Origin of the sequence: Fructobacillus cardui (assembly GCF_963580785.1) — a bacterium.
Classification (GTDB): domain Bacteria; phylum Bacillota; class Bacilli; order Lactobacillales; family Lactobacillaceae; genus Fructobacillus; species Fructobacillus cardui.
In genome coordinates, this window is the sequence record NZ_CAUZLS010000003.1 from 97608 (window position 1) to 120890 (window position 23283).

At 42.0% G+C, this 23283-nt stretch carries 22 protein-coding genes, 2 tRNA genes and 1 pseudogene; 9 read left to right on the plus strand and 16 right to left on the minus strand.

Translation table 11 applies throughout. The features are described 5' to 3' along the window. Positions 1-62: 62 nt before the first annotated feature. The 3 genes from AABI20_RS03785 (at position 63) to hflX (ending at position 3722) form a co-directional block, all read left to right on the plus strand. Entirely contained in the window at positions 63-1508 is a 1446-nt protein-coding gene (locus AABI20_RS03785) for a hemolysin family protein (protein WP_288846930.1), read from the plus strand. A gap of 159 nt (positions 1509-1667) precedes the next feature. After that, complete coding sequence (locus AABI20_RS03790; protein ID WP_288846929.1) at positions 1668-2339, plus strand: histidine phosphatase family protein; 672 nt, start codon at positions 1668-1670, stop codon at positions 2337-2339. A 75-nt stretch (positions 2340-2414) separates the two neighbouring features. Then, positions 2415-3722 carry a GTPase HflX gene (gene hflX / locus AABI20_RS03795; protein WP_288846928.1) on the plus strand — a complete coding sequence of 436 codons (1308 nt, stop codon included), beginning with the start codon at positions 2415-2417 and terminating at the stop codon, positions 3720-3722. Between the two features lie 123 nt (positions 3723-3845). On the opposite strand, the gene AABI20_RS03800 is transcribed toward hflX, so the two are convergent. The 3 genes from AABI20_RS03800 to AABI20_RS03810 form a co-directional block, all read right to left on the minus strand. Next, a complete protein-coding gene (locus tag AABI20_RS03800; RefSeq protein ID WP_047975098.1) occupies positions 3846-4454 on the minus strand; it encodes a helix-turn-helix domain-containing protein in 609 nt (202 codons plus the stop codon). A gap of 229 nt (positions 4455-4683) precedes the next feature. Then, positions 4684-4755: transfer RNA gene (locus tag AABI20_RS03805), tRNA-Gln, on the minus strand. 33 nt (positions 4756-4788) lie between these two features. Beyond that, positions 4789-4871 (minus strand) — tRNA-Tyr (locus AABI20_RS03810). Between the two features lie 290 nt (positions 4872-5161). Here AABI20_RS03810 and AABI20_RS03815 point away from each other — a divergent pair. After that, a complete protein-coding gene (locus tag AABI20_RS03815; RefSeq protein WP_047975099.1) occupies positions 5162-5344 on the plus strand; it encodes a hypothetical protein in 183 nt (60 codons plus the stop codon). Positions 5345-5450: 106 nt separating this feature from the next. Here AABI20_RS03815 and AABI20_RS03820 read toward each other — a convergent pair whose 3' ends face one another. From AABI20_RS03820 to AABI20_RS03830, 4 genes are all read right to left on the minus strand, one after another. Further along, entirely contained in the window at positions 5451-5855 is a 405-nt protein-coding gene (locus AABI20_RS03820) for a YxeA family protein (RefSeq protein WP_047975100.1), read from the minus strand. Between the two features lie 21 nt (positions 5856-5876). Then, entirely contained in the window at positions 5877-6917 is a 1041-nt protein-coding gene (locus tag AABI20_RS03825; protein WP_047975101.1) for a YdcF family protein, read from the minus strand. A 194-nt stretch (positions 6918-7111) separates the two neighbouring features. Beyond that, the gene (locus AABI20_RS07570) at positions 7112-7303 is read right to left on the minus strand and encodes a CPBP family glutamic-type intramembrane protease (protein ID WP_421825117.1); all 192 of its coding nucleotides are present in this window, start codon (positions 7301-7303) and stop codon (positions 7112-7114) included. An 11-nt stretch (positions 7304-7314) separates the two neighbouring features. Beyond that, complete coding sequence (locus AABI20_RS03830; protein WP_047975103.1) at positions 7315-7641, minus strand: hypothetical protein; 327 nt, start codon at positions 7639-7641, stop codon at positions 7315-7317. A gap of 82 nt (positions 7642-7723) precedes the next feature. Between AABI20_RS03830 and AABI20_RS03835 the strand changes: the two genes are divergently transcribed. Then, entirely contained in the window at positions 7724-7924 is a 201-nt protein-coding gene (locus tag AABI20_RS03835) for a hypothetical protein (protein WP_047975104.1), read from the plus strand. A gap of 196 nt (positions 7925-8120) precedes the next feature. Here AABI20_RS03835 and AABI20_RS03840 read toward each other — a convergent pair whose 3' ends face one another. Next, positions 8121-10376, minus strand: coding sequence for an MMPL family transporter (locus AABI20_RS03840; protein WP_338346810.1), 2256 nt, complete (start codon positions 10374-10376; stop codon positions 8121-8123). Positions 10377-10498: 122 nt separating this feature from the next. Here AABI20_RS03840 and AABI20_RS03845 point away from each other — a divergent pair, with 122 nt between their 5' ends. Further along, positions 10499-11011: a TetR/AcrR family transcriptional regulator gene (locus tag AABI20_RS03845; protein WP_338346811.1), complete on the plus strand. Its 513-nt coding sequence runs from the start codon at positions 10499-10501 to the stop codon at positions 11009-11011. A gap of 116 nt (positions 11012-11127) precedes the next feature. On the opposite strand, the gene AABI20_RS03850 is transcribed toward AABI20_RS03845, so the two are convergent. After that, positions 11128-13395, minus strand: coding sequence for an MMPL family transporter (locus tag AABI20_RS03850; protein ID WP_338346813.1), 2268 nt, complete (start codon positions 13393-13395; stop codon positions 11128-11130). 137 nt (positions 13396-13532) lie between these two features. Between AABI20_RS03850 and AABI20_RS03855 the strand changes: the two genes are divergently transcribed. Both AABI20_RS03855 and AABI20_RS03860 read left to right on the plus strand, forming a co-directional pair. Beyond that, a complete protein-coding gene (locus AABI20_RS03855) occupies positions 13533-14060 on the plus strand; it encodes a TetR/AcrR family transcriptional regulator (protein WP_338346815.1) in 528 nt (175 codons plus the stop codon). Positions 14061-14700: 640 nt separating this feature from the next. Beyond that, positions 14701-16005, plus strand: a complete 1305-nt coding sequence (locus tag AABI20_RS03860; RefSeq protein WP_047975706.1) for a nucleobase:cation symporter-2 family protein — start codon at positions 14701-14703, stop codon at positions 16003-16005. Between the two features lie 259 nt (positions 16006-16264). Here AABI20_RS03860 and AABI20_RS03865 read toward each other — a convergent pair whose 3' ends face one another. Continuing rightward, positions 16265-16984, minus strand: coding sequence for a CPBP family intramembrane glutamic endopeptidase (locus AABI20_RS03865; protein WP_338346817.1), 720 nt, complete (start codon positions 16982-16984; stop codon positions 16265-16267). Between the two features lie 174 nt (positions 16985-17158). Between AABI20_RS03865 and AABI20_RS03870 the strand changes: the two genes are divergently transcribed. Further along, positions 17159-17740, plus strand: coding sequence for a xanthine phosphoribosyltransferase (locus AABI20_RS03870; RefSeq protein WP_338346819.1), 582 nt, complete (start codon positions 17159-17161; stop codon positions 17738-17740). A gap of 73 nt (positions 17741-17813) precedes the next feature. On the opposite strand, the pseudogene AABI20_RS07575 reads toward AABI20_RS03870, so the two are convergent. From AABI20_RS07575 to AABI20_RS03895, 6 genes and pseudogenes are all read right to left on the minus strand, one after another. Continuing rightward, positions 17814-17958, minus strand: a pseudogene (locus AABI20_RS07575) (type II toxin-antitoxin system mRNA interferase toxin, RelE/StbE family); the annotation flags it as partial. 245 nt (positions 17959-18203) lie between these two features. Then, the gene (locus AABI20_RS03875) at positions 18204-18692 is read right to left on the minus strand and encodes a DUF805 domain-containing protein (protein ID WP_047975610.1); all 489 of its coding nucleotides are present in this window, start codon (positions 18690-18692) and stop codon (positions 18204-18206) included. Between the two features lie 123 nt (positions 18693-18815). Then, on the minus strand, positions 18816-19316 hold the full coding sequence (locus tag AABI20_RS03880; RefSeq protein WP_338346821.1) for a DUF805 domain-containing protein: 501 nt from the start codon (positions 19314-19316) through the stop codon (positions 18816-18818). Positions 19317-19488: 172 nt separating this feature from the next. Further along, positions 19489-19947 carry a DUF805 domain-containing protein gene (locus tag AABI20_RS03885; protein ID WP_161795115.1) on the minus strand — a complete coding sequence of 153 codons (459 nt, stop codon included), beginning with the start codon at positions 19945-19947 and terminating at the stop codon, positions 19489-19491. A 133-nt stretch (positions 19948-20080) separates the two neighbouring features. After that, a complete protein-coding gene (locus AABI20_RS03890) occupies positions 20081-20539 on the minus strand; it encodes a DUF805 domain-containing protein (protein WP_338346823.1) in 459 nt (152 codons plus the stop codon). 839 nt (positions 20540-21378) lie between these two features. Then, positions 21379-23247: an AIPR family protein gene (locus tag AABI20_RS03895; protein WP_338346825.1), complete on the minus strand. Its 1869-nt coding sequence runs from the start codon at positions 23245-23247 to the stop codon at positions 21379-21381. Between the last annotated feature and the right edge of the window lie 36 nt (positions 23248-23283).

The window sequence follows — 23283 nt, forward strand, 5'->3', positions numbered from 1 at the left end:
TTGTGTCATAAAGTTTGCTATAATAGAGGAAATATCTAAATTATATAAGTGAGGTAATAACTGTGGATTCTGGTCCCTCGTTCTTGTTGAATGCGTTCGTCATCATCTTTGTGTTGTTGTTGGCGGTTTTATTTACACTAACGGAATATTCTCTTGTTAAGGTGCGCTTGTCGGCCTTGGAGGCTCTTCAAGAAGATCGCGAAAAGCCATCAAAAAACATTGCACATGCCATTCACATGGTATCGCACCTAACGGAGTTCTTATCGACTGCTCAAGTCGGAATTACATTAACATCATTAATCTTAGGTTGGGTTGGTGAAGAAACCGTTGCTGATTTGATTTTAGCAACACATATCCTGCCAGCTGAATACGCCAAGCCAGTCGCTTCTGTTGCGGCCATCGTGATTTTTACGATTATTCACGCCGTCTTCACCGACTTGGTGCCAAAAAACATCGCGATTCAAGAGCCGATTAAGGTCTTGTTGTTAATTGTGCGTCCAGTCCGCTTCTTTCATGTTGCCCTCTTCCCATTCATTTGGATTCTAGATCACTTATCAAATTGGTTAACCCGTTTAATTGGTTTCCAGGTCACAAATGACGACGACATTTACTCACAGACGGAAATCCTTTCCTTGTCAAAGAGTGCTGCCGAAGCCGGTGAGTTGGATACTGAAGATTTAACCTTTATGCAACGTGCCTTTGAAATGAATGATAAGGTCGCCGCAGACGTCATGATTGATCGAACATCAATGGATGTTATCGATGTCCACGATACGATTGCTAAAGGACTTGATGAGTACCTACAAAAGCGTCATTCTCGTTTCCCAGTTGTTGCTGACAATGATAAGGATAAGGTTTTAGGTTATGTCTTTAACTACGACCTTGTTCGTCAAAATCGAATTTCGGGGAAAAACCCCGTTGCTCAAATTATGCGTGACATTCCAGCAGTTCCTGAAAACATGGACTTGCACGATGTCATGGATGAAATGACCATCAAGCGTTCACCAATTGCAGTGGTCGTCGATGAATACGGTGGTACTGCCGGAATCATTACTGATAAAGATATCTACGAAGAACTTTTTGGTTCCGTTCGTGATGAAATCAATGATGAATCCGATGAGTACATCGAAAAGCTTGGTAACCAACGCTATAAGGTTTCTGGTAAGACGACCCTGTATGATTTCCAACGTTACTTCCAAATTCATGTGAAGGAATTTGACGACGATGAAGCCGTGACCTTGACCGGTTACGTTTTGAAACGTGACCCTGATTTTCGAACTGGCGACTCATTGCGAATTGCAAACTATCAAATCACGGCGCTTGATTACGAAAACGCCTTTATCCCTGAATTTGCCGTCAAAGAGCTTGAGACCAAACCAGAACCTGATAACACAGATTCTGACCATGACGACAGCCAAGGCGCTTCTGAAAGCAAGCCCTCCATGTCTGAAAAAGATCGTGAGCGCTTAAAGTTTCAGCTTAAGGGTAAGGATACTGACCCCGAATAATATTTCGAAAAGTCGACGAAAATTCGTCGACTTTTTTGATTAAAAATCAGCCCGAAAGACCGGCAAAGCATTTGGCTCACCTGCCTTTCGTGGTACACTAGAAACAAGAAATCTTCTAACAAAAGAAGAAGGAAAACAGATTTGAAGGAGTCTTATTTCATGGCAGGAATTGATGTTTATATGGTCCGCCACGGCCAAACTTACTTTAACCTTTTACGCCGTTTCCAAGGATTTTCCGACGCACCATTAACCGATGCCGGCATCCAAGATGGGCATAAGGCCGGTCAACGCCTTGCCAAGATTCACTTTGATGGTGCTTATTCTTCTGATTTAACGCGGGCGATCCACACTGCCCGCTATGCCTTAAGTGAAAATCAGGCTCAGTCACCAGTTGAACCAACCACTCTGCCCAACTTCCGTGAAGAAAATTTCGGATCTTTTGAAGGTCGCGACTCCCAGGTAACATTAACGGACCTGAATGCTCGGGTAGCAAAACCCTACAATGATTACGCTGACATGGTTGAAGACCTCGGTATGCCAGTTGTCATGGACATTTTCCATGACGCAGATCCTTACCACCTAGCCGAATCTTACCAAGAATTTGTCGACCGAATCGAGGCTGGCTTCAAGGACCTTAAAAGTCGCCACCAAGACGGAGACAAGGTCCTTCTTGTCTCCCATGGAACAACCATTCGGGCAATCGCCAATTACTTTGGCTACCCTGAAATGGCCGCCCACTCGGTCCATAATGGTGCTGTCATGCACCTCCGCCTTAAAGATGATGGCGCAGATATCTTGACCTTCAACGACAACACGACCGTTTTTGACTAAAAAACCTTTTTATCGAATTGTTCCCCAACCGCTACTGCAAAACAGGGCGGTTTTATTTCACAGAAAGGCCTGTGTATGCCAACAACCTTTAAAGAAAGCTCACAACAACCTAGCCGACCTGTTTTGTTAGCCGGCTTGCGCACAGATCAAAAGCAAAACCTGGAATATGAATTAACGGAATTGAAAAACTTGACCTTAGCCAATAACTTACAACCAGTTGAGACATTCCTCCAGTCCTTGGACAGGCCCAACCCTGCCACCTACTTCGGTAAAGGAAAGGTTGATGAGCTCAAGGTTGCCGTTGAAACCTATGGTGCTGATTTAATCGTAACCAACGATGAGTTATCCCCATCACAAATCAGAAACCTAGAAGCTGAAACAGGCGCCACCGTTGTTGATCGGACCGGCCTAATCCTCGACATCTTTGCTAAACGGGCTCAAACCAAGGTTGCCAAGCTCCAAGTCCAATTAGCCCGCCTCCAGTACCAATTACCCCGGCTGCGGACTTCGATGTCCGTTTCGTTAGACCAGCAAACTGGTGCTGGGGGGGCCGGTTTCACCAGCCGTGGTTCCGGTGAAACAAAGCTTGAGCAATCCCGCCGACGACTCACCAACGAAATGGTCGCCATCAAGAAGGACTTGGCAGAATTGCAAAAGGATGCCTCAACCCAAGCCAAGCAACGACAGGAATCCGAACTACCAACCGTTGCCTTGGTGGGTTATACCAACGCCGGTAAGTCCACATTAATGAACCAACTCTTGGCCCGGTTCGGCCAGGGCGCCGGAAGTGACCAAAGCAAGCAGGTTTTCGAAAAAGACATGCTCTTTGCAACCTTGAACACCACTATCCGCCAGTTAACGCTGCCTGATAAGACTCAATTCCTCCTTTCGGATACGGTTGGTTTTGTTTCCAAGTTGCCCCACCACCTGGTGGCTGCCTTTGAATCAACTTTGCAAGAGGCCGCCCAAGCTGATTTACTCTTGCAAGTAGTTGACATTTCCGATGCTCATTACCAAGAGATGATGGCCACAACGCAAGAAACTTTGAACCGGCTAGGCATTACGGATAAACCAATGATTACCATTTACAACAAAGCAGATGTAGCTGAAATGGCCTTCCCACTGGTCGATGGCGATCAATCGATTACCATTTCTGCCCGCGACCGAACTTCCCAAGACGAAGTCTTGACACTCATTAAAAAAACACTCTTTGCCGACATGGCCGAAGTCAGCCTGCACGTTCCCTTTGCAGACTCCAAGGTTGTTGCTGAAATCTTAGACAAGCACGCCCTCCTGGATCAAGATTTCAACGAATCCGGGACAACTATCCGCGTTTCCTTGAAGCCAAAAGAAATCGAACAATACAAGCAATACCTAGCCTAAAAAAGGCCTGACAATGATGTCAGGCCTTTTTTATTTGCTTGTTGGTAAATAGGTATAGATTAATGATTTAATGTAGAAATCAGCATTAAGTCAATAAAAACATTATGGTCCTTCGAAGCTGACTTAGGCTTTGCCCTTATCTCCAAAAGGAGGTTGTGGCAAAAAATAGATACTACTTGTTAGAACAAAAATACGAGCAGCATCACCACAAATCATACCTAATCGATAGCTAGGACTCCCATGTAAACTCTTAAAGACTGCAAAACTTAAGAAATACAGCAATGCAACTATAATAAGAGCCAGCGCCCAACGATTTTTTAACAAATTAACCGGATGTTTGATTGTTGTGTACATCACTACAATAGCAGCAGTTCCAATAATCATTAATCCAATGCGCATCGCTGTTTCCAACTGGACATAGTTATTTATCATTGAGAGTCCCAGAAAAATAATATTAACAATATAGGCAAAGGTATACAATTTTCTTTGTCGGTTGAACTGACCATCAATCACTTCATAATGTTGAATCAATTCCATATCCTCCTTCATTAGTTCATCCAAAGAAACATCAAACTGATTACTAATTGCTACAATTTCCGCTATTCCTGGATAACTTTTTCCATTTTCCCAATTCGATATCGTTTGCCTGGTTAAATGTAATTGCTCTCCTAATTGTTCTTGAGTCATCTTTTCAGACTCCCGAATCATCTTTATTTTTTCACCAATTAACATGCTATACTCATCTCCTTTGTGTTCAATATAGCGAGACACGGTAACATTTCCTAGCAATTCTTTTTAACATTCTCCATATCATTACCATGTCAAAGAATTTTGACAGTCAGAATGAAGAAATTGTTAAAAGAACAGCTGTTTTGACACAACTTTTTCGTAATTTTAGTATTGAACAATCACAACAAAAAAAGACTAACAAGAAATTTCTTGTTAGTCTTTTTACTTATCATTGCCCCTGCTGGGATCGAACCAGCGCATGGAGGTACCAAAAACCTCTGCCTTACCACTTGGCCAAGGGGCAATCGTAAAGCAGTGGCTGTCACAGGGGCAGCGATGGGAGCGGTAGGATTCGAACCTACGAACCCGAAGGAACGGAGTTACAGTCCGTCGCGTTTAGCCAGACTTCGCTACACTCCCGTATATCTTTACGACTATAATAGTATATCAAGATTGGTACCCCTTTGCAATCATTTTTTTAATTTTTCTCCTTTTCCCAATCATCAGTTTCGAAATAGTCAAGCAAGCGAAAAACTGACTATTGCTGGTCTTGGATTAATGCAATTGACATGACCTATTTACTGACATTGACAAATAATCGATAATATTTTGAAAAAGTTCTATAATATGCTTAAAATGTACTTTGCTGGTCGGTTTATGGCAAAACTAATTGTACTAACTAGACCACAAAATGAATAAGGAGGTTTTTGATGCTTGGAATTATTGGATTAATTATTGTGATTTTGTCCATCTTAGTCTTAATTGCGGGGAACACCGCCCCACTGCTCCGCCTGTACTTTGGTGACCGCAGTGTCATCTCTCAGATCTTTTGGGGAGTCATTTTGTTTGCTATCGGCGCCTTAATCTTAGGCTACAATGCACTCCATCTTTAAGATTATAATCTAATAAAAAAGGCTAGTTTGCTGTTGCTGGCAAGTAAGAAAGCTCTTCACTTCCTTGCTTGCCAGCACTGCTCACTAGTCTTTTTTACGCTCAACTTCAGCCTTCTATTTTGTCTAAGAGCTCTTGAAGGTCACGAGGAACCTTATTTTTATTCACGACCTCTGGCCCATACACAACCCTGGTTTTAGAAATATTCGCCTGCAAATATGCACCGGGTTGGTAAGCTTTGACAGTGCTACCTGACAAGGCAAAATCCAACTTTCGCTGAGAACCATCAATCAAAACGAAAGTAAAGGTATAATTATACGAATATGAGTTTGGCACTACTTTACCGCTATCGTCTTTGGTCACCACTTTTTTTGGAACTTGGTCTGGAACTTTAGTATATGCAATTTGGTCGGCATAGGTATTTTGATAGTAATTGACCCCCTGGTAAAAGAGACCAAGGCCAAATAAAATAGTAATCAAACCCACTGCAGACAAAGCAACCTTCTTTTTCATTTGCTTACCCCCTTCTATCACCTAAACAAAAAAGCTATTTACTATCAATACCAGGGCTAAAATAGCATGAAAAACCTTGTGCTGTAATAAAATGGCGACATACTCCCGAATCAGGGCGTTGGGCAAAAAATACCGGCTCGTTTTGGCACCCAGGCCATCAATTTCTAGTCCGACAAATCGAGCAAAGCCTGCCGCGCGAAAGACATGGTAATCATTAGTGGCAAAGAGCCCCTGCTTTAAGGACCAACCATGCTTTAGCACAATTTTTTTAGAAAAAGCCATGTTTTGGTAGGTGTTTTTTGACTGGTCTTCAACCAAAATAGCATCAGCGGGAATGCCAATTTTCTCAGCATAAACTTTCATGGCCATTGCTTCAGGCAGCTTTTCATCCCCACCTTGGCCACCAGACATAATTAATTTCAAAGGCTTTTGCGTCTTATTTAACTGGCGTTGACGAAAGTCTGCAGCAACTTGGATCCTGGAAGCCAACAAGGGTGATACTTGATCACCATGGAGTAAACCTGCCCCTAAAACAATAATGTATTCACGGTCATAGCGATAACGAATTATTTTAGTTAAAAGATATGACGACAAAAATGACAAAACCCAAAACAGTAAATAAAGCTGAAATGAATTAGCTAATTTTTCAACCACCATTACCCAGTAGTTTTCAGCCCAAAACCGGTTTAACAGTCGAAAAAACGCTGGAACCACCAAGAGCAGGACCCCTAGCCACAAAGTCAAAGTATTCCCAAATGAATGACTTTCACGACGCCAAACCAAGTAGGCGTTCCAGAGAAACAGATAAGAACTGGACAAAACAAGCAAAAAAATTGGAATTAAAACCAAAAAGGCTCCAGCAACAAAAATTGTCCGTAGCCAGCCTTGGTTAACCTGGACAACAACAGCGGCCACCGTCAGAATGTAAGTGATTAACGTTACGTTCAACGCAATACCGCACAGTAATCGGTACCGATTTTTCTGAATTAAGTACCAACTACCTCCAGTTGCCAGTACCGAAGCCACCAATAAAATAATGGTGATTGAGTAGACACCTTGCATAAATACTCCTTCAAAACACTTTCTTAACTAACTGCTTCCTTAGCTAGGCACCTGCAATCAGGGCCAAGGACTTAATAGTCTTGTTGCTCGACTAAGCGCACCAGCGTTGGCTTTTTCTTACGCCACATGACTAAGGCATAAATGAAAATGCCAACCTTCAACCAGGTCATCGCGGCCAAGGCCCATAGGCCAAATTACCCACCAGCCGTTGTAGCTGTGTCATGCGCTGTTCGCATAAAATCATCCGTAAAATGTAGGGCAATCGGGTACCAGAGAGTGCCTGTTTGCAAGTAGATTACGGAAAAAACTAAACCAGAGATAAAGGCTAAAATGGACTGTAGCAAGACATAATTCAGTCCCGATTGGCCCAAATTGGTGAAGTGCATCAGCGCAAAAATCAAATTTGACCAAAAAATTGCTGCAAAAATTCGATCGAGGCTATATTTTTTCGAACAAAGTAGCTGGGCATTTTCCCTAAAAGGACACCTCGAGCTAAGAATTCTTCTGAAAAACCGCCCATTAAGCCCACCGCAATACTCGTGGTTAAGTCCTTAGTTAGCAAAAACGGTACGGCCATCAAGATGATGACAAAGCAAAGGCATAGGCTAACCCAATGGAATTGCCGGCTAAAATACAGTTGCTGTTTGGTCAGCAGGCAGTTAATAGCAATAACAATCAACAACTCATCAAATTTGAACAAAAAATTCGATTGTAACTCTGTCATCGATCAAGCATGGCGGAACCAAACCAGGCCACTATAGAGGACAACCTGAGTCAAAACGAGCTCGACAACCAGGAAAAGTGCAATGGTAAAGATTAAGTTCGATAATGTATTTTTTTATTTTTCATCAAAACAACCTCAAAAAAATATTGCAATTACTTTAGTTTTAAATTACAAATTCGAAACTATTATATACTATTTTCCCACAACCCGCTGTGGATTACCATTTGTTTTGACCCAAACTATGGGCGCACATTTCAAAATGAAGAGTGAAGAAGCAATTTGACCGAACCATAATAACGTCAGTCGTTTTTTATCAGAAATAAGCACACTCGCTATTTAGGGAATGAAGGAATGTTTTCTAATGCACTACGGGACCATTAAAGACTTGCCAAAAAGCAAAAAAGCCAGCTCAACTGAGCTAGCTTTTCCTTGACCTTCAATTTTTATTAAGCAGCAAAACTATGAAAGGTGTCGGTTTTTTATTTTTTATGACCCGGGAAAACCCAGTTGACTTTCCCAAAAATCTTTAACATTGCTGGCACGAAAAGCAAGCGAATAATAAAGGCATCGAAGAAAATCCCAAACGAGAGGGCCAAACCAATTGATTTGATTGTTGGATCCGGATCCAAAGCAAATGATCCAAAGACCGCAATCATAATCAAAGCAGCCGTTACCACAATCGGACCAGATGACTGCATAGCCACCGTGACAGCACGGTCATTATCGCCAGTCTTAACGTATTCTTCTCGGGCACGTGAGACCATAAAGACTTCGTAGTCCATTGCCAAACCAAAGATTAAGGCCGTTGTGATAATTGGCAAGAAGGCAAGGATTGGTGCCCCCTTAGCAACACCGAAAAGCCCCTTCATAAAGCCTTCTTGGATAACCAATGTGGTAAAGCCAAATGATGCTAACAGTGACAAGCCGAAGCCAACCATAGCCACAGCAGGAACAACGAATGAACGGAAGACAACCATCAACAAGATGAATGCCAGGACAATAATCGTCACTGCAAAGAGTGGTGTAGCATCGTTCAACTTCTTCGTGATGTCCAAGTTAACGGCATTGACACCAGTCATCGTAATCTTAGCATCATACTTTGACTCCGTTGTGTCAGAGTAATCCTTAATCTTGTGAACCAAGTCAGTTGTTTGCTTAGCAGCTGATCCCTTGGTTGGAATCACAACCATCATTGCGTACTTTCCATCCGCACTGATTTGATAAGGCTTTGATGCCTGGGCAATAATTGCTTGCTTAATTTGAGCTGCTGCTTGGTCCTGCTGAGCCTGAGTAGGTGCTTGACCCGTTGCTTGCGCTTGGGCCATCATCTTTTGCTGTGCTTCTTGGGTCAATTGCGTCTGCAAAGTGGCAGCCTTTTGCTGATCAACAGTCAATGGGCTCATCATCTTAACGCCCTTCATGTCAGCAATATAGCTGGCAATCTTGATCAAATTAGCTTCATTTTCTGTTTGCCCCTTATCAGTGTCCATCTTAACGACCGCAATCAAAGGTGAGTTCACCCCTTCACCAAACTTGTCAGAAATCATGTCATAAGCCTGACGCTCTGTTCGGTTATCAGGCAATGAACCGTTATATGGCATTCCTAAACGCATATTTTGCGCCGGTAGGGCGATTCCAACCAAGACCAAGACTGCCACAATCGAAACTGTCCAAGGGTGGCCTGTAATAAACTTAGTAATCTTTGATGGGTTCTTAGCCATATGTTCAACAGTCTGATTATTTGGCTTAATGAACTTAGCACAAGCCGCAATCAAAGCTGGCAAGAACGTCAACGCTGAAACAACGGCCACGGCTGTTGCCAATCCCATCGTCGTCACGAATTCGATGCCCGCAAAGGCCAAACCACAAACGGCAATAATAACTGTCACACCGGCGAAGATGACTGAACTACCAGCCTCTGAAAGCGCCAACCCCAGCGCCGTTTTCCGGTCACCGTTCGTATCAGCCAAATCAGTCCGATAACGGTTCAAAATAAAGAGCGAGTAATCAATTCCAACAGCCAATGACAACATGACGGCCAACGTTTGACTAACGCTAGCTAATGTAACAAAGTTGGTGCCGATAGTAATCAACAATACCCCTGCAATTAAACCAACCAAGGCTGAAATGATTGGCATTCCAGCTGTCACGAAGGAGCGGAACAATACCAATAACAGCACGAAGGCGATGACAATTCCAATTAGCTCAGACTTGCCGCCAACTCCGATTGGTGTCACCTTGACTGACCCAGTAAAGGCGACCTTAGTATCGGAGTCCTTCACCTTATCGTTAAACGTATCCTTTACGCCATCAATTGCATCCTGGGAAACGTTTGTTGAATCATCCTTGAAGGTAATGTCAACGTAAGTTGTCGTCTTATCAGAGCTGATTACCCCTGTTGTATAGGGGTTTGAAATTGACTTAATGTCTGAAGAATACTTCTTTTGCAACTTATCGATAGCAGAGGCCACTTCGGCCTTGGTCTTATCGTCAGCAACACCATCCTTCTTATTTTGAATAACGGCCTTCATCGTTCCGCTATTCGGGTTCATCTTAAACTCTTTTTCAAGAGTGCTTTGTATGTTGGTTGATGGAATGCCAGTAATTGTCAAATTAGTTGTGTAGTGAGAACCGAATCCCACTGCCCCACCAATTAAAACAGCAATGGCAACCAACCAAACAAGAAAGGTCTTGAACTTATTTTCATAAATCCATTCTCCAAGACGCTTGAGCATGGTTGCTCCTCCTTTTATTTAATCATTATGTCTATTTTATTAACGAACTGGCCACTTTTAAAGAGTTAAAATTGTTATACTGTTACAAAGAGCAACAAATCCAAGAAAGTGTCTCAGTTACCATGGCCAACAAGACCTACGAATTAATGCATAAACATATTATGGAGACAGCTGCTGGCTTATTTAGCACAATCCCCTTCTCTAAACTAACAGTGAAGCAAATCTGTGAAGCCGCCAATATTAATCGCAATACTTTTTACCGGCATTTTGACGATAAATTTGATTTACTGGAAGTCATGCTCACAGAAGCCTTTCAGCACCTTTTTCAGCATGTTAATATTGATCACTTCAAAGAGTACCCCTTCGAAACCCTGACTGCCTTAGAGTTCGCAGGGCCCCTGGCCACGTTAGACTTTCAATTTTCTGACCCACAATTTCAAGATATCTTTGACAGCTTAATTTTTAAAATCGTCACTCGGATGGCTAGTGACCCTTCTTCGCTTTGGAAATTAGGAAACATGTATATCATCCGCCTCTGGAATCACAATCAGGAAAAACCCTATACACTAGCTGAGGGCTATCAAATTTTCGACCAAATGTACCGCGAGAAAAAATTTCCTGGTGAAAATAATTGAAAATAATTGTAGAAGAAAAAATTTTTTAAACAAGCAAAAAGCCAGCTCAATTGAGCTGGCTTTTTCTTTATCTTCAATTTTTATAAGCAGAAAAAATTTAAAAGATGTCGGATTTCTTAGTTTTTATTACCCGGGAAAACCCAGTTGGCTTTCCCAAAAATCTTTAGCATCGCTGGCACGAAGAGCAAGCGGATAATAAAGGCATCAAAGAAGATACCAAAGGCTAAGGCCAAGGCCAAAGACTTGATGGTTGGGCTTGGATTCAAAGCAAATGAGCCAAAGACCGCAATCATAATCAAAGCCGCCGTCACCACGATTGGACCGGAGTCCTGCATGGCAACAGTCACTGCCCGGTCGTTATCACCTGTTTTCAGGTATTCCTCACGAGCGCGAGAAACCATAAAGACTTCGTAGTCCATCGCCAAACCAAAGAGAATGGCTGTAACGATAATTGGTAAAAAGGAAAGGACCGGTGCTGCTTTGGCGACGCCAAAGAGTTCCTTCAAGAAACCTTCTTGGATCACCAGTGTGGTGAAGCCAAAGGAAGCCAAGAGTGACAGGCCAAAGCCGGCCATTGCTACCGCTGGGACAATTAAGGAGCGGAAGACGACCATCAACAGGATAAAGGCTAGGACAATAATGGTGAACACAAAGATTGGTGTTGCATTATTAAGCTTCTTCGTAATATCTAAGTTGACGGCGTTAACCCCAGTCAAAGTAATCTTAGCAGCGTACTTTGATTTTGTTGTCTGGTCGGAGTAGTCCTGAATCTTGTGGACCAAATTAGTCGTCTCAACTGCTTCAGAACCCTTCTTTGGGATGATGACTAACATCGCATACTTACCGTCAGCGGAAATCTGATAAGGCTTCGTTGCCTGCTCCATAATCACTTGCTTAATTTGAGCGGCCGCCTGATCCTTTTGTGCCTGGGTTGGCATCTGACCAGTTGTTTGGGCCTGTAAGGCCATCTTTTGTTGGGCTTCTTGTGTCAGTTGCGCTTGCAAGGTCGCTGCCTTTTGCTGGTCAACTGACAATGGCGACAATGTCTTTGTGCCAGAGAGGCTGTTCAAATGGCTGGCAATCTTGGCCACATTGGCTTCGTTGACCGCAGCTGATTTGTCAGTATCTAATTTCACAACGGCAATCAATGGTGAGTTAATTCCCTCACCAAACTTATCGGAAATCATGTCATAAGCCTGGCGCTCCGTCTGCTTTTCTGGCAAAGAGCCGTTGTAGGGCATTCCTAAACGCATATTTTGCGCTGGCAAGCCAATGCCAACCAAAACCAAAACGGCAACAATCACCACCGTCCATGGGTGACCAGTCAAAAACTTCGTAAACTTTGATGGGTTCTTGGCCATGTGTTCAACCGTCTTTGTATTTGGTCGAATAAACTTAGCACAAGCCGCAATCAAAGCTGGCAAGAAGGTCAAGGCGGACAAGACGGCGATAGCCACCGCTACGGCAGCAGCAAAGCCCATGGTTGTCACGAATTCGATGCCGGCAAAAGACAAACCGCAAACGGCGATAATGACCGTCACACCGGCAAAGATAACCGACTTACCGGCTTCGGACAAGGCACTTCCCAAGGCTACCTTTTGATCACCGTTTGTCTCGGCCAAATCAATCCGATAGCGGTTCAAGATAAAGAGCGCGTAATCGATTCCAACGGCCAAGGCCAACATGACAGACAAAGTCTCGGCAACATTGGCAAGCGTTGCAAAGTTCGTCCCAATAATCACGAGGAACAAGCCAGTAATCAAGCCAACTAGGGCAGAAACGATTGGCATTCCGGCAGTAATAAAGGAACGGAACAATACAAACAACAAAACAAAGGCAATCACAACCCCAATAATTTCTGAAGGACCACCGATTTCAAATGGCTTTAACTGGACGGTTCCAGTATAAGCCACCTTCGTTCCACTTGTCTTCACTCGATCATCAAAGATGGAGCGGATACCGGTAATCGTACTGTACGCCACCGATGTCGAGTTGGCCTTGAAGGTAATATCGACATAAGTGGTCGTATTATCAGAACTGATAGTGTTGTTGGTATAAGGATTGGCAATGGTTTTGATATCAGAACCATACTTATCCTGAGCTTTAGCGATGGCCTTGGCAACATCTGCCTTTGTTTGGTCATCGTTAATCCCCTTCTGATTTTGAACGACAACCTTTAACGTACCGCTGTTAGGATTCTGATGGAATTCCCGTTCCAGGGTACTCTGGATATTTGTCGATGGCACACCACTAATCGTCAAATTCTGTGAAAAGTGCGAACCAAGACCGATTGCACCACCACCGATAAGGACAATGGCTACTAGCCAAATCAGGAAGGTTTTGACTTTATTTTCATAAATCCATTCCCCGAGTTTTTTGAGCATTTCTACCCCTCCTTTTTAATCATCACTAATATTTTAGTAAGGAATTTAGAAGATTTGAAGAGTCAAAAAATGTTACACTGTTCTAAAATGAAACAAAAACAAAAAAATGTTGCTTTTAAGCGAGGTGGAAAACTTTTATGGAAAATAAACGCTATGATTTAATGCACCGCCACCTGCTGATGACTGCCGGAAAATTGCTCCATGACATCCCCTTTTCCAAAATAAAAGTGAAGGGAATTTGCGTCGCTGCCGAGATTAACCGCAACACCTTTTATCGTCACTTTGTGGATAAGTATGAACTTTTAGATGAATTGTTAAACACAAGTGTCCAATCAATCTATACGACACTTGACATTGATAAGTTTAAAAAATACCCCTTTGAAACGATTAAAGCCTTTCACTTTGATGGCACCATTGAGGTTTTAGAATTTCAATTACAAGACCGTACATTTGAGGACCTATTTTATAAGTCAATTTTTAAAGCCCTCTCGACCGTCACAACGGACCAAGAACTCCTCTGGTTGGTCGGTAACCTCTACGTTGTCCAGCTGTGGAATACCAACCGTGACGTCCCCTATGATTTACGCCGTGACTACCATATTCTTGACCAAATCGTTACTACCAAGCAGTTCCCACCGGCTGAAACGAACGGTCCCCTCAATTAAAAAACGCTCAACAGCTGACCTTACTCTGCAAGCTAACTTTGCTTACAGAGGATGGCCAAGTAGTTGGACGTTTTTTTAAAACCAATAGGTGGCGAGGGCTAGTGCAAAGAAGACTGCACTGATAAGCATGACAGCCACCACAACGATTAGTTCAATTAAAAATCTACTATAATATTTATCATCATCCTTCATCTTCTCCCCCCTCTTTTAATTATCTAATATAGATTGATTTTTATCAACAATTGTTGGTACAGAAGTTAAAAATAATTCTAAAAATATTTTACCGTTTTTTGTCAAATATAACAACAAAGTTACAGTGTCCGTTGTGCCGGATAATGGCCATCCTTCCAGCTAATTTCATTATTTGCCTGATTTTCCGACCATTCCAATGGTATTTGTATCTTTTCAAGTTCATACCTGCTATAATATTGGTACCGTATTGGAGTTATATCCGGCTTTTAATGCTAGCCAAGTCTCTACCGCCCGGCAAAAAGGGCGACTATCACCAAGGGTTTTTTGAGCACGCTTGGGTACTGCGTGCTTTTTTTGTTGTCTGTGGGATGAGACTACTCCGATATTTTTTGTTTTTTATCATAACTTTTGGCCAACCAAGGATGGTTGGTCAAGCACAGGAGATCTCATGGAAACACCCAACCACCCCCTTCCAAAGTTTCAGGCCCTACTCTTAGGGTTGCAACACGTGCTGGCTATGTACGCCGGCTCCATCCTAGTACCACTGTTGATTGGGACGGCCCTGCACTTCAATAGTACGCAACTGGCTTACTTGATTTCAGTTGATATTTTCTGTACTGGTTTGGCAACGCTCTTCCAATTGAAGCAAACGCCAATCACTGGTATCGCTTTACCCGTTGTTTTGGGCTCATCAATCCAAGCAGTATCACCATTGATTAACATTGGCTCAAGCCTCGGCTGGGGTGCAATGTACGGCGCCACAATTGTGGCTGGTCTCTTCGTCATTTTGATTTCCGGGACCTTTGCTCGCCTCCGCGCCTTCTTCCCACCAGTCGTGACTGGTTCATTGATTACCGTCATTGGTTTAAGCTTAATTCCGATCGCCCTCCAAAACTGGGGTGGTGGCAGCTTAACGGCTAAGTCGTTTGGTGAATGGCAAAACCTCGTGATTGGTTTTGTGACTATCGTTTTGACATTATTGTTGATGAAGTTCGCCAAGGGCTTTTTGAAGGCCATTGCCGTCTTAATGGGGATTATTTTGGGAACCCTCTTCGCAGCCGCCCTTGGCCGCGTGTCATTGACGCCGGTTGCTGATGCTGCCTGGTTCCACCTTCCCCAACCATTCTTCTTGGGAACACCAACTTTCTCATGGTCTGCCTCATTGACGATGATCATCATTGTCTTGACTGCCATGGTCGAAGCCACTGGTGTTTACTTTGCCTTGGCTGATTTGACCGGTAAGAAATTAGAACAAAAGGACTTGGCCCGTGGTTACCGTGCCGAAGGTTTGGCCGTTGTTCTTTCTGGAATTTTCAATACCTTCCCCTACTCAACCTTCTCACAAAACGTGGCCGTTGTTCGCCTTTCAGGTGTAAAGACCAAGCAACCCATTTACTATGCCGCTTGCTTGCTTTTGGTCTTAGGGCTCTTGCCAAAGTTTGGTGCCTTGGCCACCATCATCCCTTCAGCCGTCTTGGGTGGCGCCATGATGGTCATGTTCTCAACGATTGCCATCCAAGGTTTGCAAATTCTTGGTAAGGTCGACTTAAACAAGGAAGGTAACCTCTTGACTGCTGGCTTGTCAATCGCTGCTGGCTTAGGCATTAGCTCAGTCCCAACCCTCTTGGCTCACTTGCCAGAGCAATTGCAAATGGTGATGACCAATGGCGTTGTCATGACGACCGTTGTTGCCGTGATCCTAAACTTGCTCTTGAACGGCTGGCCAAAGGCTGATCAAGACGTTAACGCTTAAGTTCATCCAGCTAAAAAATCTGCTGTTCTCCCAGCTGAAAAATCAGTCTCGCTGATGATCGACCTGGGTAAAAGAACAACAGATTTTTTTATTTTTCCACACGGATTTGGCAAGCGATCACCTACTTGTTTAACTGCCGGTTCATCTGCTCTTTAACCGGCCGTCCAATTGTTGCTTATGCTTAACCGTCGACCCACCTACTCTTTAATCCACCAAAAAAGGCCTGCGATTAAGCAGGCCTAATTAATAGAAGATAAAATCAGTGTTGGAGCAAGGTGATAATCGAGATAACTTGGATCCAACCATTGTGGAAAACGTGCATGATAATCGATGATGATAATTTGTCCGTTTTCTTGTAAACGTAAGCCAGCGAGAATCCGATAATCGCGTACGGTGGCAGATCCAAGAGCGATACCCAAGTGTAAGAGCTCAGGTGATAAAGGCCAAAGGACAAAGCCGACAGCACGACGACCAACCAAGGGAACTTCACCGATTTGAAATAACGGAAGAAGAGTCCGCGGAACAGGATTTCTTCCATCACCGGTCCTAAGAAAACAATAATCAACGAAAACATGACCAATGAATAGTGGCCGCCAGCCTGCATGATGTTATCAATCGCCGACTGGTTTTCCGTTGTCCCGTGGGTCAACTTATAAAAGAACAAAATTTCAATTTCGTTCCAGATGACCATCCCCGACCAACCTAACAGGTAGGCCGCAATAATTGTTCCAAATTCTGATTTGGTTGGCCAGGCAATTTTCTTCAAAGAAAAAGATAACTTAGCCTTATTATCTTTAATGGCCTGCAGGCCAAAGCGCACAAAGCAATACACCAAACCAAGGCCAAGTACCAACAGCCCATAACGGTGCTGACCGGAAAAATAAACTGAACCCTGGATAAAGACCATCGCCGCATATTCAAGGGCGAAGAAGCCTAAAAAGGCAGCTAGATTTAATAGAAAGGTTTTGCTAAGCCTCATCCACCTGATGAGCTTGTCTTGCTGATTTGGCATCGACATAATCCTCGTTTCATTAGTTTTTAATGTACCATATCTCTTAATGAATGCCAACTTTTGCCCTTGTAGCAAGCTTTTACCCTTGGTAAAATATTAATTAGATTACCGCTTGTAAGCGGTCTTAATAAAGGAGTCCTCATGAAGGAATTAGAAGCACGAATTAAAGAAGACGGCCGCGTCTTAGGCGCTGATATTTTGAAGGTTGATTCCTTTTTAAACCATCAAATTGATCCGAAGTTGATGCAGGCCATGGGTGCCGAATTTGCCCGTCTCTTCAAAGACCAGGGCATCACCAAGGTGATTACGGTTGAAGCCTCTGGTATCGCCCCAGCTGTGATGGCTGGCTTGAGTCTTGATGTCCCCGTCGTCTTTGCCCGCAAGTCCAAGTCCCGCATTCTCTCAGACGATGCCTATACCGCGGACGTCTACTCATACACAAAGCAAAGCACCAACCAGATCAGAATCGATAAGCGCTTCTTATCGGCCGATGACCACGTCTTACTAATCGACGACTTCCTCGCCAACGGCCAGGCCTTACTCGGTATGAAGGCCTTAGCCGATGATGCGGGTGCTACAATCATTGGCGCCGGCATTGTGATTGAAAAGTCATTCCAACCTGGTCGCCAAGCTGCCATCGAAGCCGGCTTAACGAACATCCACTCTTTGGCTAAGATTGCCGCCTTTGAAAACGGCCAAGTCGTTTTTGAAGAGGCGGACTAAGAGTTCCACCTCATTTCAACACAATTCAAAAAGACCCCTGATTTCGAATGGAAATTAGGGGCCTTACTTTTATTTATTTTATCAGAACTTCATGCGGCCTGGTCGTGACTAACAGTAAAATCAACTCGTCATTATTCGAGCCGATAAAACACAATCCAGCCATCATACCGTTTTCCATAACTGCCATATCTTGCTGGATGAAATTCCCGATAACCTTGCTACTTTCCTTTTCAGGTATGGTCTTTAATGCGCTTTAGCTCGTTCACTAATTTCCGGGGTCACACGAGTCGAAACTGTTTTATTTTTGATAGTTGCAAGGCTCATCGACGCTCCTCCTTTGTTTACGAACGTATTAAACATTGCATTATAACTACGATTATTCAGCATAGCAAAGACTACTGCAAGAGAATCAATTATCTATAGCACAAATAAAACCATTGACCGGTTGACGGCCAATGGCTTTTTAGATTTTATTAAAAGTACCCGTCGGCAAAATTTTAATCAAAAAATCCGCCAATACCAACACCAGTAAGACTGGAATTAGCCACAAAGGCATGCTGATATTACTCTCATAGACCTTCGTTTGGTAGTAATAAACGGCTAAGGATAGGCAGATTGCTACCGGTTCAATAGTGAAAGCCCAGGCCGTCAAGCCCGTATCGCGATAACGCCGATAGGAAATCGACAAAAACGGAATGACGTTAACCAACCAAAAAACCGTTAATAGAAAGGTAACTAGAACTAAGGTCACTAATACGACCCAATAAGCCTTCGAGTTGTCAGCAACCGACACAACCGTTTGCACCAAGTTACCCAATAGGTACAAGACCAACCAATAACCTAACAGACTAATCGCTGAGTTAATGAATATGACCGACCAATACTCCGAGCGAGAAGTCTGACCCCTAAAATGAAAATAGTTTTCCCAATATTTTTTATATGATTGTATCATCCTTCTCACCCCCTCTCCGGATAAATCAGCCTCCGACATTATAACATCAAGAAGCATTCTAAAAAAGCATTTTGGCCTCTTTAACACTAAAAAGCAGCCCGGCCGGGCTGCTTTGCACACAAATCAAGAACGGTGCCGACCGAAAGCATCGGTTGGTGTTAAGTTAATCACCAATAGAACAATTTCAACAATGACCCAAAGGATCATGAGCCAAAGAGAATTTGATGTACCGCTGCCATTAGCAGCGTGATAGGCATCGCTTAGTAAAGCTACTAGCGAAGCCCATGGCAAGAGATAAGCTAAAACGACCAGAATAAACCACCAGCCACTCAAGCCAGTGTCAATAATCCGTCGACTTTGCAAAGACAAATTGGGAATAATTGTTAGCAATTGATACAAAACAATAAAAACGACCGTAAAACCAGCCAAGCCAGTCGCTGCTTGCTCCTGATTGCCATTATTAAAGGCAGATCCCAGTGCAGCAAAGACTGAACCGTTACTAATCATTGTTACCAAAATACCAATTAAAATGTTAGCCAAGATAACCCACCAAAAATCAGACCGGGTTGACCGACCAGAAAAACGGAAATACTTCTTCCAATAATCCTTGTAAGCAGATAACATTTATATCTCCCATTTTACTTTTCTCTCAATCGTTCTTATCTTACCACGCTTCTTAAATCAGAACTACTAAAAAATGACTGATTTTTAACGCTTTAGTATCATAAGTCAACTTGCCTCAAAAAAATTATTGTCGTATAAAAAAGCCCGACCAACGGCCAGGCTTCAAAAAAAATTAACGTTTATGTGAAAAGCGATTAGTTCCGGCTAAGTTAATGACCAGAAGGACTAGTTCCACAACAGCCAAAGCTAAAAGCAAGAGGCCATTTTGAAAAATGGCATAAAAAATGACTAATACCCAAGCCACAACAGGGAGGGCAAACCAACGGGCGCTCAGTCCAGTATCCAAGATACGGCGGTACTGCAATGACAGGTTGGGAATAATGGTTGCTAAACCGTAAAATAGCGAAATAATCAAAGCCAACGCTGCTATCCCAACAACACCTAAACCAATGCCGGAAACATCATTGTCTAGCAGTTGTTGCGTCAATCCCCAAATGGATCCGCCTGTTAGCAAAAGGACCACAACCGTCAAGAGGATGTTGTCAAAGACCACTAACCAAAAATCAGCTAGACAAGCTCGACCAGAAAAGTCCAAATACTTTCGCCAATAATTTTTATATGCTTGTACCATAATCATTTGCTATCCGACCTTTCGAACTCTCTATTGCTCATTGTAGCACCAGCGTTGACGAATGTTTAGCACAAACCAAAAAAGGACCCACTTTCGTGGATCCTTTCCTGCAACTAACTTTTGTACGCTGAACTTATTTTTCTTTCTTGAAGGCATCTGTCTTAGACACGCTGATGACAAAAACAGCTAAGTTTAGGAAAAAAACAGCAGCTGTGATTGCGTTGTTTTGTGCCGCAGCACTAACTGACAAGAACTTGCCAATCACAACTAAGAGGAACCACCATGGGCTAAGACCTGTATCCACGATTCGTCGGTATTGCAGTGATAATCTGGGAATGAAGGTTGCCAATGCATAAAAGAGAGCCAGTAAAAGCAAAACGATTAATAGGCCTAACATTGGCGTATCGGCTTGCGTGAAACGCCCATGGTCGACATACTTCATAATTGGCCCAACAGCAACACCAGCAAAGACCGCTATCCAAAGTAACCAAATAATGGTATTGGCCAAAGTAAACCACCAATAGTCAGCTCGCGTTGTTCGACCGTTAAAGTTAACGTAATGCTGCCAGAACTTTTTGTACGCTTTAAACATTTTTTCTCCTTATCGCGTTACTGAAGTTAAAACCGCTCTGACTATTTTAGCATAAGACTTGGTATGATGACCAACGGGCTTAGTGGAGTCTGAAAAGAGAAAAGTTCAGATAGCAGTAAACCGTGACATACATGATACCTTTTCCGAAAATGATGAATGGGCTGAGGAACTGTTTTCGTTTAAGGCACTGTCGGCAACACCGCAAATGCCGATGGTTCGTTCTCGGGGATGCGATTATTTTGACATAGTAAACCTGATTTAAACGGGTCTGTTGAGTTTCATTAACACAATAATAATTAAACTGATTTATTACGCCTATTTGAACCATTCGGGCGCCTGTGTTTTGGCGCTGTTGCATTTTGATGGAATGTGATGTTGCCGCATTGCCATTGTTCATAGCAGTTAACCTCCTTTTGTACTAAGTTAGTGACATGGAGCTGCACTCGAAAGTTATCCGTGTGCCGCCCAAAAAAAGAATCGGTTAAGTGCTTGAAAACATACTTGATGCAAATGACCACCAATCGAATCAAGCTACTCATGTTCTACCTCCTTTCGTTTCGATACTTCATTTATAAGGTAAAAGCCAAAAATTCGCTACCAATAATTTTCATTTTTTGAATATGTAGTCAGTTAATTGTCATAATCAAAATCAATAGAACCAATTGGTTCTAAAAGTCCTATCATTTGGCATACATGACATGCTCTACCAGCAAAATTTTTCTAAAAAATCAGCAAAAAAGGACAAGCCGTTAGCGGATTGCCCTTTTCGTTAATTTGGGTTGTCAATATTTTTCAAATCAATAGGTCTTTTTAGTTGTCACTTATCGAAAATCATCATATCATTTCGATACTCTTTGCAAATAAATATTAATTTGCTTGCGTATTGCTAAATTAATTCCATCCAATTTAGATAAATCAGCAGGTGATCGTGTCTTATGTTCCGAATCAAATTCGTTAATTGCTTTTTCTGCAATACTTACCGCCTCTTTTATTGTCTCTTCAGTAATGTGCAAACCTCTTTCTTCTGTCATTGCAATTGTCAAATCCTGAGAACTAGGAGAAGATTTTTGAGTAATAATCGATGCAACAATCCACGCTACATGAAGAGAATAATATTTTTTAACATCATCAAAATACTTCGACGAAGTTCCAAACTCAATTTTTTTCATCAACATATCGACCGTTTTTCTAATTTTAACAACAGCTAAATAGGCTTCTAATTTAATTGTTCCACCAAATAAGTCATTATAATCTTCATCTTTCTTTATCAATATTGTTGGATTACTGCGCGCCTTGGATGGCTTTTGCCTTAAAATAGAAACTAAAGCCTGTACTAAATAATTTGTATCAAAAATTTTAGTTGCATCAATTCCCTGATTTCGATAGTAATTTTTCCTACGATCATAATAATAGCCATTTTCCTTTAGGTATATTTCAATATTTCGTTGAATAGGGTCTGTCGCATGAAGACTAGATGGAGCAAGTGCATTTTGAGAATTTGTCGACTTTATAATTTCATCCCGCACTTCGTTATCAGTCGTAATAATTATTTTCACAAACACACTATGACTATCCTGTTGTAAATCTTCATTATTTATATTTTTTAAGGCTCTAAATATTGAATACGAAGTTTGCAAACCATTTACTATTTGAATATTTTCTAAATTAAAAGACATTCCACGAACTGTCCCTTCATCGGCTAAAATCGTAATTCCATTGTTCAACCACCAAAAATCAGCCTTCATATCTTCCTGTGATTCTCTAGCCCCTGCACTCACAGTATTTTCTATCTGTTGATTAATAGTAGATCTGTTCATGTAGTCACGTATATTAGCATCAAATATTTTTTCATTCAGTTTACGATCCCCATTGTCGGTCTCAAAACTAATAAAATTAAAATAATCTTTAATTTTAACTGTTGCAATATACCCTATATTTTCTCCTTCAACTCCAAATTCCGTACTTAGTGGTGTTGAGCTAGAAATTAATTTTGCATTTACAGGAACTTCCTTACGATTTAAGATAACTAATTCGCCAGCTCCTATCTGTCCAAATTTAACCTCGTCAATTAGATTTGATTTTTCAAATTTTCCTTCCAGCAAATTTTTCTTTTCGATATAAGTATTTTGAATTTTTTCTGTATCACCTTGTGACGCGTGTATAACATTTAAAGAAATTTTATTTTTCGTATTATTCAAATTTAGAACTAAATATTGGAATATCGCCATATTTTTCAACAAATTCGGATTCATCGCATTTTGCTTTTTCATAGCCAAATAATCTTCATTCAAATTTAATAGTTTATCTGCGAAAATGTTCAATTTATTAATTACATTTTCTTCAAATTTTTCCTTATTTTTGAATTGAAAAATATAAATTTCAAAATTAAATACACTACGATTATTAAAATCGTATCCTAACTCTTCAAAATATTCCTCATCACTCATTTCTAGATCATCAGGGACAAAAATTTGCTGATCATTCAAAAACAAGAACATTCCATCTACGCCCCAATCATTTGAACCACCAACCAACCCTCGGCTTATATCAGATATACCAAGGTTCCGTTCTTTGAGATAGTTATCAGTAACAAAATACTCAAAGATTTTATCATCATTTAGTGTTTCATCCCCCAACTGGTCTCTGTATTTTCGCAGTTCTGTCTTAAGCAACGCTTTGGCATTTTCTTGATCTATAGATGTTCCCATATATATCGTTCCCCCCATATCATTTTGAGTAACATG